This is a genomic window from Arthrobacter sp. R-11 (assembly GCF_049913155.1).
GTDB lineage: Bacteria > Actinomycetota > Actinomycetes > Actinomycetales > Micrococcaceae > Arthrobacter.
Genome location: NZ_CP183979.1, coordinates 1914587 through 1930020, shown reverse-complemented (window position 1 = coordinate 1930020; position 15434 = coordinate 1914587). Strand labels below are relative to the sequence as shown.

Sequence of the window (15434 nt, the reverse complement as noted above, 5' to 3'; positions counted from 1 at the left end):
GTGTGGCGGAGGAGCTGGCGGAACGTCGGCACGGCAAAGTCCACGTAGCGGCGGGCCGTCTCTATAACGCGCCGGCGGCCAGGAGCTGCAGCCGACACTGGTCGCCGTCCCAGGGTTTTCAGTACGCGGTCATAGTCCCAGGGGCCCCCGTCGGAATCGGGTGTCTCTGACCCCGCCCCTACGCCAGCGCCTTGGCAACGTCGTAGCCGGCGGACTTGTGCAGGTTGTTCCGCGCCCGGTCGTACCTCCTGGTGGTCCGCGGATCCGCATGTCCCATGCTGTCCTGCAGGTCGTGCAGCGAGAGACCCCTGTATCCAGGGCAATCGTGGCGAACGCGTGCCGCAGGCTGTGCGGGCTGATCTGCCCGTCGATACCGGCCCTGCGCGTGAGGCGCTGCACGGTGCGCGCCGCCTCCGAGCGCTGCCAGGGTTTCCGGGTGGCCGTCGTGAACAGAGGCCGGCTCATCCCCGGTCCCTGCCCGAGCACCAGGTCCGCGCCCGTCGTGCCGAGGTAAGAGTTGAGCGCGACCACCGCGGGCGCCGGCACGGCGACCTTGGCGGACTTGCCGCCTTTGCGCCGGATGGTCAGCGTGCGGTGGCCGTAGTCGCTGGTCCTCGCCCTCGGGAGTCGGCCGGCCCCGGTCCTCGTCCAAGGCAACCCTCAATTGCGCGGCCCGGATCGTCCGGCGCAAATAGAGAGCCATTTCTCTCCGTGATGCCAAGCCATCCGGAGCTTCCCGTCCGGAGTCCTCAGAGTATCGAAAAGGTGACGGCAAGGGCGGCGGCGTTCCCTGCGACAGCTGTAGTACTGCTTCCGGCGCCTGTCGTCCCCGGGCATCGTCCAGGGTGACCCCAAGTTCGGCCGCCTGGATTCGGCTCCGTATCCGTCGAATGGATTGTTCCCTCGAGATCCGGTTCTCGTCATCACTGGCGGCCATCGGCTCGCCCCTCTCTGCCCGTTGCGTCCATGATTGCAGAGCGTGCGCGATAGGTTTTCAAGGCAGGGCTTTGGATCCGCGCAGAAGTGATGCTCACGGCACTTGCCGTCGCCGTAGAGCCTGACGTTTAGACCACATGTCTCGCCTCCGACGGCACAAGTCGGGTCATAGCTCCCCCAGCGCTCCATGCGCTTGAAGTGTTTGGGGCACACTCTGTCGGGTCCGCGCAACTGTCGCAACTTGCCGCAATCTTCTCCTCCATAGGAGCAGGCGTTCATACTTTTCTCCGATCAAGAGTTCGTTCCAGTCCGCGGCCACGTCCACCGCCGGTACGTGTTGGTCCTAGCCTTAGTTGCCGCTCGCACCGAGGGTTTCCACCTCGTCGTCGGCATTGCTGCGCCACTGCGAAGGATCGCAAGCCGACCGCACCCGGAAGTGACGGCATCAGAAGAACCCGGGCACACAACCGCCAAATCCGGTCTGTGCAAAGTGGTCGTTCCTCTCCCGGGCTCGGCCGAGCCAGCGGCGATCTTGAGGAACGAGTGGAACAGCAAGTTTGCTTCATAGCCGAGGACGATACTCGACATCGGCGCCACTCTTGAAGCCAGATCTATGCACCAGGCAGCTGAAGGCTGTGTATAATGTCCAACTTAGATCTAAGGTCCGACCATCAGCCCAAATGGCGTTCAGTAAGAACAGAACACGTAAGCAGCTGAAAACAGCAGGAGCAGGGGGCGGCCCTGAGCTCTACCGCAGCGTTCCACAACTGGCCGTCGGCCCCATCGACCCATTCAAAGCTCACGCTCCACGGACGAAAGCAACTGTCACGAGGCGGCGGTACCGCCCAAGGCATCATCCACCTGAATCAGGACCATGAAAGTCCAGTCATAGATTTTCAAGTCATCCATTGTGGCCGGCGTCATCAAACGTAATACTCAAACCCTCCCACACGGGAGGCCACTCCTCAGACGCCGAACAAGTCCATTCGCCTGACCAGAACGACCCGCTGGAGGTGTGAAATCCCGGGCTTCACCCGCCACAGCTCAGCAGCCATCAGGCCCGTGCCCGTGCCCGTGGCCATCATCGCCAGAGATACCAGTCCCCCGGGCAACGCGTTCCGCCCCGACTCCTCCAGCGCCGCGGCCATCCCGGTGACGGCAGTCCGGTCAGCAGCAGCCACTGGGGCCGGGCGGAACCTCAACGACCGCGGCCCCGCCCACACACTGAACGCCCTGGCCGCTAGCAAGGCGTTCCCGGCAGGGCCGGCGCAGAACCGCTGCGGCGTCCCGGACGGCAGATAGGCCGAGTTCCCGGTCACCAGGAACTGCAGCGCAGCACCACCGCCCCGTGTACGGGGCACGGGTCCGGTACAACATGGCGAAAACCGCGACAACCATCAGAACACCATCAAGGTGACCGGGATCAAGGCCCATGCTCACTCCCCTCGTATGCAGCGTCCACGCCAGCTGTCGACCCCGGCGCGCCGCGCCGCCGGCATTCTATGCGCCGGACAACCGTGCCGGGGATCCCGGACCTACGATCAACCGCCCTGACCTGCCCGCAGACCCCGGGCGCAAAGGGATCTCTGGCAGGATTCCATCAACTCCCCCGTCTTCACGGGGGCGCTCCGCTGCACCGATAAGAAAAGGGGACGATCCGTTGGAACACGGCCAGGCTTCGCAGGATGTCCCGCCCCTGCAGACTGCCTGGACCGGCGCCGATCAGAGGAACAGGACCGCCGGTCACGCAGCGATCGAAAGGGTCCTCCAGGAGCAGGCCTGTGTTCCAGCACTGTCCCTTCTCAGGCGTCTTTTCGGTGTGAGCCCGCTTCGGGGCGGATGCCCTGTCCTGGTACCGGGGCGCTGTGGGCGAGATCGCCATCGGGCGCATCCTTAACGGTTGGGACCGGAACGGACCGTGCTGCACGCGGCCGATCGACTACGGGCTCTACCTCGTGGGGCGGATGGCGGACGAGGCCGGCCAGCAGGACTTCGGCGTCCCCGATTTCAACCTCGACTCCGACCGCGGCTACGCCTGGCGCACCTGGGACTGGGACCGCAGCAAGGTACCCTGCGTACCGGACATCAACCCGGTCGGCTCCGAGGACTACGGCTACGCGCTGCCGTGCACTCGCCCCAGTTCTTCCACGCCGACCACGACTGCCGGTCCCAGCCCGGGCGCTGGTACGAGGAGGCGCACGACGTCGACGTCCACTACCTGCCCGGTACCGGCCCGGCGGACTGCGGCCGCCCACAGAAGCACGACCCCAACACCGACCCCGAATGGCGCGAGCGCCTGGACCACAAAGAGGGCTGACCGATGGCACGCCACCACGACGACCAGGAGCACCCGGTCCTCACCGACAAGGAGAACGCGGCCCAGCGGGGCGAAAGTCCGCCCGGCGCGTTCGGACACACCGATCTGCCAAGTGGTGACTTGGACCCCGGCTGGGCGCCGACCGACGACGTCAGAGACGCCGCGCAGGGGACTCAGCAAGGCGATCGGGGGCGAGCGTAGGCCGCGGCGCGAGGACGTCTACCCCCTACCTGATGATCCGCGCGTACAGTCCCGGCGACCGTGCGATCCGGCCCACCTGGCCGAGCATCCCGTGCTGGGAGTCTCCCGACATCCTGCTCATCGACGCGGCCTACACGGGGCCATTCTCGCCGGCACAGCTCGTCGGGAACCCGTCCGCGGGTCGCCGCTACCGTGCCTTCATCCGCGTCTGGAACCTCGGGCTGTTTGCCGCGATCGGTGTCCACGTGCGCGCGTGGTTCGTCAACCCCGGCTTCTTCGGCGGAGACCCCACCAACCCGGCCTACCAACCACAGCCCATCGGCATGGCGGTCGTGCCCCAGCTTGACGACCGCACCAAGCCCGGCGCGATGCAGGTAGTCGAGCTCGACAGGACCTGGGACATCCCCGCCACACTGAAGGGCCACGAGTGCCTCATGGCGACAGCGAGCTGCCCCCTCGACGAGTGGTCGGGCGCCCTCGACGCCAACCACGACCGCCACGTCGGGCAGCGCAACCTCACCATCCTAGCCGGCACCGACAATGCGAAGGAGCTGATCTTCGCCCTGGGCCAACTCGTCACAAAAACGAGGACGCTCGAGCTGCGGCACGGCGGCGCGGCCGTCATGCCGTTGCTCAAAGGGATCCTCGGCACGGCGAAGACGGAGTTCGGCACGGCGGCGCGGCTGCGGGCGCCGTCGATCAAATCGCTTCGCCTCGGCGTGCCCACCGGGTCGGGTCAGCATCTGCTGACGATGCTGCTCACCGACAAAGGTTGGCTGGTCGCCGACAGCGCCAGGCTGTGAAATCTCGCCGTCGAACTCGGAGTCGTCGAGCACGGCCACCTCGAACACGATCGGGAGGACGGGCGCGTGCACCCCTTCGCGACGCCGCTCGGGTCCCGCCGGGTCATCGAACAGATCGGGCTCGATCGGGCCGGACAGTTCGGGATCCTCACCAACGCCGAACCAGGCGAGGCCCTTTTTATTGCCCTCACACGGCTGTGGGGCCTCGACAGCCTTGAGGCCCGCAACCTGGCGGGCGCTCTGGCCGAGGGCGGCCCGTTCGCGCACCTCGTGCGGTACTCGCACACCGAACCCGAGGGTAAGGACTCCGGCGGCTACTCGGTCACCGTCATCGGCTGACCCTGCCAGACACACCGCGCGCGTCGCCCAGCCAACCCGAATCTGGCTCAGGGCCACCCGCGACAGTTCACCGGCGCCCATTTCATCGTGGTCGAAGGGCCTGTCAACGTCATCGGAAAACGATCCCAAAGTGGATCCTGATCGATGGGGCTGGCGCCGCCGCCGGTAAGGCTGTCCTCCACGCCCGGCCGCAATGACTTATCCTGACGTCCTCACCGGCTCGTGGAATCCTATCGCGTAGTGCCCTGGGGGCAATCACAACAAACGTCCTCGCCGGCTCGGGCCAGACCCACCGCAGCCGCAGGCCCGAGACTCACTTCCGGGCTACGAGCGGGCGGCTCTTGGTCTTGGATCCGGAGCGAGTCAGTGTCAGTTGGCTGGATGTCCCCGAACCCGCCACCCATGAACCACCAGACGCATCCCCGCTGTTTGTCATTCTGATCCCCATGATCGCCGGGCGGGTCCTCCGCGCAACCAGGGCGCTATACGCCGCTCACGATCCAGAATTTCGTTCGGCGCTCCTTCGTCACTTATTTCCTCACGAAGTTCTGGACCGCTCCCGGTACCCCAAGTTGCACTCCAGACCCTTACCCCAGCAGTTGCTCCTCTATCAGAACGACACCGAACTACAGACACACGCGGTGCCTGCCAGTCGCTGAATGAGAACCACGCCACCCGAAAACCGGCCGCCCGGGAACCCACACACCCCGAAAAACCCGCCCAGAGGCAAGAGCGTGCACATTGTGCACACGGAAGGGCCTCAATTTCAGAGAAACCCGCCTCTGACCTGGGAAAACACGTGCCCGAGGTGGGACTCGAACCCACACACCTTTCGATACCGCATTTTGAGTGCGGCGCGTCTGCCAATTCCGCCACTCGGGCGCGGAACACTCAACAAGTAACGACTGGAGAACCTCCGCGTCATCGCCCCTGTCGGAGTGCGCGAAACTACTCTACATGCAGATAGTCTGAATCTCAGAACCGACCCGGCCGAGCAATAAATCATACGCACGAACCCGGGCAACTAAGATGGTGGAGAACCCGCCGTACCCCCCAAGGAGATCCTGTGTCAGAACAGACGGAATCCAAGCCCGCCTCCCAGCCTGCCCGCCGCGTTGTTGTCGCAGAAGATGAGACCCTCATCCGCTTGGACATCATCGAAATCCTGAAGGGCGAAGGTTTCGACGTCGTCGGAGAAGCGGACAACGGCGAGAAGGCCGTGGAACTGGCCGAGGAGCTCACACCCGACCTCGTGCTTATGGACGTCAAGATGCCTGTCATGGACGGCATCTCCGCAGCCGAAAAGATCGTCAAGGCCCGCATTGCCCCCGTGGTGCTGCTGACCGCTTTCAGCCAGAAGGAACTCGTGGAGCGTGCCCGCGACGCCGGCGCCATGGCCTACGTGGTCAAGCCCTTCACCCCGGCCGACCTCATCCCCGCGATCGAAATCGCACTCTCCCGCCACGAGGAAATCAAGGCGCTGGAGAGCGAGGTGTCCGACCTCCAGGAGCAGTTCGCCACCCGCAAGCTGGTGGAGCGCGCCAAGAGCCTGCTGACCACCAAGATGGGTCTGACCGAACCGGAAGCCTTCCGGTGGATCCAGAAGACCTCCATGGACCGCCGCCTGAGCATGCGCGAGGTGGCCGAGACCATCATCAACCAGGTCAACTAGCGTTTCCCGCGAGGGGCGACCGGAACTGCACGACGGCGGCCGGTCGCCCCTTGCGCGTACCCGCGGCTGCCCGCCGGGGTACTGACACCGAGACAGCAAAGGAGGCTCCCGCCAAACGGCGGGAGCCTCCTTTGCTGTCGAACAAGAAGATCAGGCCTTGGCCGGCTTCCTCTTCTTCTTTTCCGGCCACGGGCCGAGCTTTTCCTTGCGCTCCGCGCTTGCCTTCGAAGTGTCGGCAAGGTCACCGACCTTGTGCACCTTCAGCGAGTTGGTGGAACCGGCCTGTCCGGGAGGCGAACCGGCAGCAATGACCACGAGGTCGCCGTTCTCGACGAGCTTCATGTCCAGCAGGCTGCGGTCAACCTGTGCGGTCATGGCGTCGGTGTGGTCCACGGTGGAGACCAGCACCGGCTGGATGCCCCAGGTGAGGGCCAGCTGGTTCCACACGTGCTCCACGGGGGTGAAGGCGAAGACCGGCTTGATCGGGCGCAGGCGGGACAGGCGGCGGGCGGAGTCGCCGGACTGGGTGAAGGTACAGATGTACTTCGCTTCCAGCTGGTCGGCGATTTCGACGGCGGCCCGGGTGATTGCGCCACCACGGGTCTTGGGCTTGGTGCCCAGCGGAGGAACGCGCTCGAGGCCGTGCTCTTCGGTGGACTCGATGATGCGCGCCATGGTCTTGACGGTCTCGATCGGGTACTTGCCCACGCTGGTCTCACCGGAGAGCATAACGGCGTCGGCACCGTCGAGCACGGCGTTGGCGCAGTCGGACGCCTCGGCACGGGTGGGGCGCGGGTTGTCGATCATGGATTCGAGGACCTGGGTGGCCACGATGACCGGCTTGGCCCAGCGGCGGGCCAGTTCGATGGCACGCTTCTGGACGATCGGCACCTCTTCGAGCGGCAGTTCGACGCCGAGGTCGCCACGCGCAACCATGATCGCGTCGAACGCGTCGATGATCTCGTGCAGCTGCTCCACGGCCTGCGGCTTTTCGATCTTGGCGATCACCGGAACGCGGCGGCCTTCTTCGTCCATGATCTCGTGGACGCGCTTGATGTCGGATGCGTCGCGGACGAAGGAGAGCGCCACGAGGTCGACGCCGCGCTTGATGGCCCAGCGGAGGTCGTCCTCGTCCTTTTCGCTCAGTGCGGGGACGTTGACGGCGACGCCGGGCAGGTTGATGCCCTTGTTGTTGGAGACCATGCCGCCCACGGTGACGGTGGCGACGACCTTGACGTCGTCAACCGCGGTCGCACGCAAGGAGACCTTGCCGTCGTCGATCAGGAGGGTGTCTCCGACCTTGACGTCTTCGGTAAGGCTCTTCAGCGTGGTGGAGCAGATTTCCTTGGTGCCGGGGACGTCCTCGGTGGTGATGGTGAAAGTGTCACCGACCTCGAGGGCGTGCGGGCCGTCAACGAAGCGGCCCAGGCGGATCTTCGGTCCCTGCAGGTCCGCCATGATGGCGACCGGCTTGTGCAACTGGGCGGAGGCCTTGCGGACGTTCTCGTAAGTGTTGTCGTGAACGGAGTAGTCGCCATGGCTCATGTTCATCCGGGCGACATCGACGCCGGCCTCGAGCACCGCAAGGGTGTTGTCGAAGCTGGAGATGGCCGGGCCGAAGGTTGCCACGATTTTCGCGCGTCTCATATACCTACCCTAGTAATTGTGCTGCTGGATGTGGATGGGGAACTTGCGGTGCCTACAGGACGGAGATCGCCCGGTCCGTGGGAGCGACAGGTGCCGGGAGGATGGTGCTTCCCATGAGGTGCTTGTCGACGGCGGCCGCGCAGGCGCGTCCCTCGGCGATGGCCCAGACGATGAGGGACTGTCCGCGGCCGGCGTCACCGGCAACGAAGACACCTTCGGTGTTGGTCATGTAGTAGCCGTCCCGGGCCACGTTTCCGCGGCCGTCGAACTCGGCGTGCACCTGTTCGGTGATGCCGGCCGGCTCTGCCCCCGTGAAGCCGAGGCTGAGGAAGACCAGGTCGGCCGGGATGACGCGCTCGGTGCCCGCCTTGGGCAGGCGCTTGCCATCCACGAACTCGGTTTCGGCGACCTTGACGCCGGTGAGCCTGCCGTTCTCGCCGACGAACCCGACTGTGGAGGCCAGGTAGGTGCGTTCGCCGCCTTCTTCGTGGGCACTGGCCACTTCAAAGAGCGTGGGGAAGGTCGGCCACGGCTGGTGCGCGGCACGTTCCAGCGGCGGCTGCTTGCCGATCGCCAGCGTGGTGACGGAGGCGGCGCCATGGCGGTGCGCCGTGCCGAGGCAGTCGGCGCCGGTGTCGCCGCCGCCCAGGATCACTACGTGCTTGCCCCTGGCGTCGATCTGGTGCTCGACGGTCTCCCCGGCAACGGCGCGGTTGGCCGGAACCAGGTAGTCCATGGCGAAGTGGATGCCTTCAAGCTCGCGGCCCGGGATGGGGAGGTCGCGCGGCACTGTGGCGCCGGTGGCGATCACGACGGCGTCGTAGCGGCGGCGCAACTGCTCCCAGGTGACGTCGGTGCCGACGTTCACGCCGGTGCGGAAGCGGGTGCCTTCAGCCTTCATCTGCTCGATGCGGCGGTCGACCTGTTCCTTCTCCATTTTGAAGTCGGGGATGCCGTAGCGCAGCAGGCCGCCGATCTTGTCGTCGCGCTCATAGACGGCGACGGTGTGGCCCACGCGGGTCAGCTGCTGGGCAGCGGCGAGGCCGGCAGGGCCGGACCCGACGACCGCAACGGTCTTGCCGGAAAGGCGGGTGGGCGGCAGGGGCTGGACCCAGCCGTTTTCGAAGGCCTCGTCGATGATCGAGACTTCCACCTGCTTGATGGTGACCGCAGGCTGGTTGATGCCCAGCACGCAGGACGCTTCGCAGGGGGCAGGGCACAGGCGGCCGGTCCACTCCGGGAAGTTGTTCGTGGCGTGCAGGCGCTCGATGGCTTCTTCGCCCTTGCCGCGCCACGTGAGGTCGTTCCATTCGGGGATCAGGTTCCCGAGCGGACAGCCCTGGTGGCAGAACGGCACGCCGCAGTCCATGCAGCGGCCGGCCTGGCTCTTGAGCACGCCCTTGTCCTGGGCTTCGTACACTTCCTTCCAGTCCATGATGCGGACGGGAACGGGGCGGCGTGGCTGCGTTTCGCGCTGCCGGACTTTCAAGAATCCGCGTGGATCAGCCACCGGTTACCTCCAGAATTCGGGACCAGACTTCTTCGCCGTCGGGGTCGAGGCCCTCTTCGATGGCGGAGAGACGGGTCTGCAGGACTGCTGCGTAGTCGCGCGGCAGCACCTTGGTGATGCGGGCGGCCGTGTCGTCGAAGTTTTCGAGCAGGCGGCCGGCCAGGACAGATTCGGTTTCCTCGAGGTGCTTGACCAGCAGGCCGTGCACGATGTCACGGTCCTCGGCGTCAAGTTCAAGGAGCTGGAGCTCGCCGGTGTCCAGGGCTTCCTTGTTGACGCGTGCGGGCTGCAGGTCCAGCACGTAGGCGGTGCCGCCGGACATGCCGGCGCCGAAGTTGCGGCCGGTGCGGCCGATGATCAGGGTCTGGCCACCGGTCATGTACTCACAGCCGTGGTCGCCGATTCCCTCGACGACGGCCGTCGCACCGGAGTTGCGGACCAGGAAGCGTTCGCCCACCTGGCCGCGCAGGAACAGTTCGCCGCTCGTGGCACCGTAACCGATCACGTTGCCCGCGATGACGTTCCGCTCGGCCTGGAACACGTTGTTGCGGTCCGGGCGGACGATGATGCGGCCGCCGGAGAGACCCTTGCCGACGTAGTCGTTGGAGTCGCCGAACATGCGCAGGGTGATGCCTGCGGGCAGGAAGGCGCCCAGGGACTGGCCGGCGGTGCCGTTGAGCGTGATGTCGATGGTGTCCGTTGCCAGCACGTCGGTGCCGAATGTCTTGGTCACCACGTGCCCGAGCATCGTGCCCACGGAGCGGTCGGTGTTGATCACATCGAGGGAGATCTTCACCGGCGAACGGTCGCTGAGAGCCTCGGCGGCCATCGTGATGAGCCGCTGGTCGAAGTGCTTGTCCAGCTCGTGGTTCTGGCCGGTAAGGTTGCGCAGCGGCACGTCGTCGTCGAACTCGAGGCCATGCAGGATCGGATCGAGGTCCAGTCCGTCGGCCTTCCAGTGGTCGATCGCCTCACGGGAGTCGAGCACCTCGGCGTGGCCGATGGCCTCTTCGAGGCTGCGGAAGCCCAGTTCGGCCAGCAGTTCGCGCACTTCCTCGGCGAGGAATTCGAAGAAGTTGACCACGAATTCAGGCTTGCCGTTGAAGCGTGAACGCAGCTCAGGGTTCTGCGTGGCAACGCCCACGGGGCAAGTGTCCAAGTGGCAGACGCGCATCATGATGCAGCCGGAAACCACCAGCGGGGCGGTGGCGAAGCCGTACTCTTCGGCGCCCAGCAGTGCGGCGATGACGACGTCGCGGCCGGTCTTGAGCTGGCCGTCAACCTGCACCACCACGCGGTCGCGCAGGCCGTTGAGCATGAGGGTCTGCTGGGTCTCGGCGAGGCCGAGCTCCCAGGGGACGCCCGCGTGCTTGAGCGAGTTCAGCGGCGAGGCGCCGGTTCCGCCGTCATGGCCGGAAACCAGCACGACGTCGGCCTTCGCCTTGGTCACGCCGGAAGCCACCGTGCCGATGCCGACCTCGGACACCAGCTTCACGTGCACCCTCGCCGAGGGATTCGCGCGCTTGGCATCGTAGATGAGCTGCGCGAGGTCCTCGATCGAGTAGATGTCGTGGTGCGGGGGCGGGGAAATGAGCCCGACGCCGGGGGTCGAGTGCCGGGTGCGGGCGACCCAGGGGTATACCTTCTGGGCCATGAGCTGGCCGCCTTCGCCGGGCTTGGCGCCCTGGGCCATCTTGATCTGGATGTCCTCGGCGTTGGTGAGGTACAGGCTGGTCACGCCGAAACGGCCGGAGGCGATCTGCTTGATGGCAGAGCGGCGCTCCGGGTCCAGCAGGCGGTCCACGTCCTCGCCGCCTTCACCGGTGTTGGACTTGGCGCCCAGGCGGTTCATGGCGATGGCAAGGGTTTCGTGGGCTTCCTTGGAGATGGAGCCGTAGCTCATCGCACCGGTGGAGAAGCGCTTGACGATGCTGGAGACCGGCTCGACTTCCTCGAGCGGCACCGGCTGGCGCAGGCCGTCCTTGAACTTGAGCAGGCCGCGCAGGGTCATCAGGTTCTTCGACTGGTCATCAATGCCTTGGGTGTAGGACTTGAAGATGTCGTAGCGGCGCTCACGGGTGGCGTGCTGCAGGCGGAACACGGTCTCCGGGTTGAAGAGGTGAGGTTCGCCGTCGCGGCGCCATTGGTACTCGCCGCCGCCAAGCAACGGGCGGTGCGGCTGCTCGATGCCGCCCTCCGGGTACGCCATCTGGTGGCGTGCCGACACTTCGGCCGCGATGACGTCCAGGCCCACGCCGCCCAGCTGGGAGTGCGTGCCGGAGAAGAATTCATCCACGAGTTCCTGGGACAGGCCCAGGGCTTCGAAGGTCTGGGCACCCGTGTAGGAGGCCACGGTGGAGATGCCCATCTTGGACATGATCTTCAGGACGCCCTTGCCGAGGCCCTTGATCAGGTTGTAGACGCCGTCCTCGGGAGTGACTCCCACGACCTCGCCGGTGCTGATCAGCTGCTCAACGGACTCCATGGCCAGGTACGGGTTCACGGCGGAGGCGCCGTAGCCGACCAGGACGGCAACGTGGTGCGTTTCGCGGACGTCGCCGGCCTCGACCACGAGGGCGGTCTTGGTGCGGTTGGCACTGCGCAGCAGGTGGTGGTGCACGGCGCTGACCAGCAGCAGGGACGGGATCGGGGCCCACTGAGCGTTCGAGTCACGGTCGGAGAGCACGATGTACTGCACGCCGCGGTTGATCGCGCCGGAAACCTGCTCGCAGATTTCGGTGAGGCGCGAACGCAGGGCCGCTTCGCCGCCTTCGGGGCGGTAAAGGCCGCGGACCTTCATGGCGATCTTGTCGCCGTCGGCGTTCTCGATGTTCGCGATCTTGGCAAGCTGGTCGTTGTTGATCACGGGGAACGGCAGGGACACCTGCGGCTGGCGGACCTGACCGAGGTCGAGCAGGTTGCCGTTCGGGCCGATGGCGCATTTCAGGGAGGTGACCAGTTCCTCGCGGATGGCATCCAGCGGCGGGTTGGTGACCTGCGCGAAGGACTGCACGAAGTAGTCGAACAGCAGGCGCGGGCGCTTGGACAGTACGGCCACCGGGGTGTCCGAACCCATGGCACCCAGCGGTTCGGCACCGGTACGGGCCATGGGGCCGAGCAGGATCTTCAGCTCTTCGGTGGTGTAGCCGAAGGTGCGCTGGCGGATGTTCACGGACGCGGCGGTGTGCAGCACGTGCTCGCGCTCGGGAAGATCGTTGAGGTCGATCAGGTTGTCCTTGAGCCATTCGGCCCACGGGTTGGCGGCGGCCACCTCGGCCTTGACCTCGGCGTCGTCGATGATCCGGCCGGCCTCGGTGTCCACAAGGAACATCTTGCCCGGGGAGACGCGGCCCTTCTTGACCACGTTGGACGGTTCGACGTCGATCACGCCGACCTCGGAGGCGAAGACGATCAGCCCGTCCTCGGTGATCCAGTAGCGGCCCGGGCGCAGCCCGTTGCGGTCCAGGGTGGCACCCACCAGGTTGCCGTCGGTGAAGGACACGGCGGCGGGACCATCCCACGGCTCCATGAGCAGCGAGTGGTACTCGTAGAAGGCACGGCGCGCCGGATCCATGGTGGCGTGGTTTTCCCAGGCTTCCGGGATCATCATCATGATCGAGTGCGTGATGGGCCGGCCGGAGAGCCACAGGAGCTCGGCCACCTCGTCGAAGGACGCGGAGTCGGAGGCACCCGGGGTACAGATCGGGTACAGCTCTTCCGGCGAGTCGCCCAGCAGCGGGTTGGCCAGCTGCGACTGGCGGGCACGCATCCAGTTCCGGTTGCCCTTGACGGTGTTGATTTCGCCGTTGTGCGCAATCGTGCGGAAGGGCTGCGCCAGGGGCCAGGACGGGAAGGTGTTCGTGGAGAAGCGCGAGTGGACGATGGCCAGCTTGGTCTTGAAGCGCTTGTCGGACAGGTCCGGGTAGAAGGGCTCGAGCTGCGCGGTGGTCAGCATGCCCTTGTACACGATGGTGCGCGAAGACAGGGAGGGGAAGTACACGCCGAACTTGTTCTGGGCGCGCTTGCGGATACGCCAGGCGCGGGAGTCCAGCTCGTTGCGGTCGAGGGCCTCACCGGTGGCGGAGGCAAGGAACGGCTGGGCGAAGTACGGCATGCATGCCCGGGCCATGGCGCCGACGAGGTCGGCGACGACGGGGACCTCGCGCCAGCCGAGGACGACCAGGCCCTCGTCGGCGGCGAGACCTTCGATGCCGGCCTTCGCGGTGTCCGCCTCACGGCCTTCGGCCGGCAGGAAGGCGGTGCCCACCACGTACTGGCCGGGGGCAGGCAGTTCGAATTCGGTGACAGCGCGGAAGAACTCGTCCGGGATCTGCATCAGCAGGCCGGCGCCGTCGCCGGTTCCTTCGTCAGCGCCGACGGCGCCGCGGTGTTCGAGGGCGCGCAGTGCGGTCAGGGCCGCATCCACGATGTCGTAGCCGGGCTCTCCACGCAGCGTGGCGATAATTGCCAGGCCGCAGGCGTCCTTCTCCTGCTCCGGGTTGTACAGGCCGCGGGCCTCCGGAAGCGCAGCGAAACGCTTGAAGGGAGAGATTGCTCCCTGCGGCTCAACCGTTCCGGTCTGGCTTGGGCGATGAAGACGGGTCATGAAGACGTCCTTCCTCGAGATCGTGCGAATGGAAGGGACAACGTTGGCCCCACCTTGTCTGCCGTGTGACGGGCACAACAAAGCGCTGAATTACTGAAATTGTAGGCCAGCCACCGACGCGCAGCGAAGAGTTACGCATGGGCCCAGGCCCGTCTTGACCCTGGCGGCGATCGTATGCTGCCCGGTTGTCACGAAGGTGCCACGACGTTGTGGCGGGGGTTCTTGGCGGTAGCCCGATGCCCCAGGGCGGGTCGACGGCTAGGTGGCCCTGCCTGCGTCCGGCCCGGATTCGGACCCGTCCTCCCCCGCGCTTCCGGCGGCCTGCTGTGCAGCTTCCGGAGCGGTGTCCGAGGGGGCGTTCCCGTCTGCGTCCGAGGGCGCTGCGGGGTGGGTCAGATCACTGTTCTTCTCCGGGAGATTACCACGCGAACCACTATCTGAGACAGAACTGTCCGAATCATGACCGGTGAGAGTGGTCACGTCGCTGTCCGGTCCGTGTCCCGTCAGGTACACCGAATCCGGGGTCTTCGCGGCCCGGATTCCGAGGAGGACGAAGATGATGAGCGCCGCGAGGAAGACGAAGATGCTGGTCCATACGTTCAGGCGGGTGCTGATCCCGAACAAGGAGATCTGCTCGGCGTCGTCGATCCTCAACGCCTCGATCCAGACCCTGCCGAGGGTGTAGTACATCGCGTACAGCCAGAACAGCCGGCCGCGGCGGAAGTGGAAGCGGCGGTCCAGGAGCAGCAGGATCCCGACGCCGGCCAGGTTCCAGAGCGATTCGTACAGGAACGTCGGGTGGAACAGGGTGTCGGCGGGCATGCCGGCCGGGAAGTTCGGACTGGCGGGGTCGATCTGCAGGCCCCACGGCAGGGTGGTGGGACCGCCGAAGAGTTCCTGGTTGAACCAGTTGCCCCAACGGCCGATGGCCTGGGCCAGCAGCAGCCCGGGGGCAGCCGCGTCCAGGAAGGCGGTCAGCTTGAGTCCGAGACGGCGGCAGCCGATCCAGGCACCGACGGCGCCGAGAACCACCGCGCCCCAGATGCCCAGGCCGCCGCGCCATACCTGCGGGATCAGGCTCAGGTCGCCCGTGCCGTCGAAGCCGGGGCCGAAGTACGCATCCGGCGAGGAAAACACGTGGTAGAGCCGGCCGCCGATGATCCCGAAGGGGATGGCCCAGATGGCGATGTCCCACAGGCTGCCCTCGGGCGCGCCGCGGCGCTTCCAGCGGACGGAGGTGAGCCACAGGCCAACAATGATGCCGAGCAGGATGCACAGCGCGTAAGCGTGGATGCGCAGCGTCCCCCACGGCAGCGGGATGTCGAATCCGGACCAGCCCGGGCTGGGAATGCTCAGTGGGGCCGCTGCTGCTGCGTGGAGGAGACTCTGCATGTGCTTAAGTT

General features: G+C 66.1%; 9 protein-coding genes, 1 tRNA gene and 1 pseudogene. 5 read left to right on the top strand and 6 right to left on the bottom strand.

The features are described from left to right. Window positions 1-363 precede the first annotated feature (363 nt). Window positions 364-546 (bottom strand): annotated as a pseudogene (locus ACN9M4_RS08745) (hypothetical protein); the annotation flags it as partial. 1452 nt (window positions 547-1998) lie between these two features. Here ACN9M4_RS08745 and ACN9M4_RS08740 point away from each other — a divergent pair. The 4 genes from ACN9M4_RS08740 to ACN9M4_RS08725 all read left to right on the top strand — a co-directional run bounded on the left by ACN9M4_RS08740 (window position 1999) and on the right by ACN9M4_RS08725 (window position 4596). After that, window positions 1999-2238 (top strand): hypothetical protein, encoded by a 240-nt coding sequence (locus ACN9M4_RS08740; RefSeq protein ID WP_426303135.1) that lies wholly within the window; start codon window positions 1999-2001, stop codon window positions 2236-2238. Between the two features lie 823 nt (window positions 2239-3061). After that, the gene (locus tag ACN9M4_RS08735; RefSeq protein ID WP_426303134.1) at window positions 3062-3253 is read left to right on the top strand and encodes a hypothetical protein; all 192 of its coding nucleotides are present in this window, start codon (window positions 3062-3064) and stop codon (window positions 3251-3253) included. A 233-nt stretch (window positions 3254-3486) separates the two neighbouring features. Next, window positions 3487-4257, top strand: a complete 771-nt coding sequence (locus ACN9M4_RS08730) for a hypothetical protein (RefSeq protein ID WP_426303133.1) — start codon at window positions 3487-3489, stop codon at window positions 4255-4257. A 66-nt stretch (window positions 4258-4323) separates the two neighbouring features. Further along, window positions 4324-4596 (top strand): hypothetical protein, encoded by a 273-nt coding sequence (locus ACN9M4_RS08725; RefSeq protein ID WP_426303132.1) that lies wholly within the window; start codon window positions 4324-4326, stop codon window positions 4594-4596. An 800-nt stretch (window positions 4597-5396) separates the two neighbouring features. Here ACN9M4_RS08725 and ACN9M4_RS08720 read toward each other — a convergent pair. After that, a tRNA-Leu gene (locus tag ACN9M4_RS08720) sits at window positions 5397-5478 on the bottom strand. A gap of 184 nt (window positions 5479-5662) precedes the next feature. Between ACN9M4_RS08720 and ACN9M4_RS08715 the strand changes: the two genes are divergently transcribed. After that, the gene (locus ACN9M4_RS08715) at window positions 5663-6268 is read left to right on the top strand and encodes an ANTAR domain-containing response regulator (RefSeq protein WP_074587657.1); all 606 of its coding nucleotides are present in this window, start codon (window positions 5663-5665) and stop codon (window positions 6266-6268) included. A 150-nt stretch (window positions 6269-6418) separates the two neighbouring features. Here the strand turns inward: ACN9M4_RS08715 and pyk are convergent, their stop codons facing one another. The 4 genes from pyk to lgt form a co-directional block, all read right to left on the bottom strand. After that, complete coding sequence (gene pyk / locus ACN9M4_RS08710; RefSeq protein ID WP_426303131.1) at window positions 6419-7915, bottom strand: pyruvate kinase; 1497 nt, start codon at window positions 7913-7915, stop codon at window positions 6419-6421. A 52-nt stretch (window positions 7916-7967) separates the two neighbouring features. Next, entirely contained in the window at window positions 7968-9425 is a 1458-nt protein-coding gene (locus ACN9M4_RS08705; RefSeq protein WP_426303130.1) for a glutamate synthase subunit beta, read from the bottom strand. Then, a complete protein-coding gene (gltB, locus tag ACN9M4_RS08700; RefSeq protein WP_426303129.1) occupies window positions 9418-14031 on the bottom strand; it encodes a glutamate synthase large subunit in 4614 nt (1537 codons plus the stop codon). The genes ACN9M4_RS08705 and gltB overlap by 8 nt, the downstream gene beginning before the upstream one ends. 258 nt (window positions 14032-14289) lie before the next feature. Continuing rightward, a complete protein-coding gene (lgt, locus tag ACN9M4_RS08695) occupies window positions 14290-15423 on the bottom strand; it encodes a prolipoprotein diacylglyceryl transferase (RefSeq protein ID WP_426303128.1) in 1134 nt (377 codons plus the stop codon). Between the last annotated feature and the right edge of the window lie 11 nt (window positions 15424-15434).

Excerpts from the sequence above, each read along its gene's own strand:
- ACN9M4_RS08730 (WP_426303133.1), top strand. The coding sequence starts at position 3,487 with ATGATCCGCGCGTACAGTCCCGGCGACCGTGCGATCCGGCCCACCTGG.
- pyk (WP_426303131.1), bottom strand. The coding sequence starts at position 7,915 with ATGAGACGCGCGAAAATCGTGGCAACCTTCGGCCCGGCCATCTCCAGC.
- gltB (WP_426303129.1), bottom strand. The coding sequence starts at position 14,031 with ATGACCCGTCTTCATCGCCCAAGCCAGACCGGAACGGTTGAGCCGCAG.
- lgt (WP_426303128.1), bottom strand. The coding sequence starts at position 15,423 with ATGCAGAGTCTCCTCCACGCAGCAGCAGCGGCCCCACTGAGCATTCCC.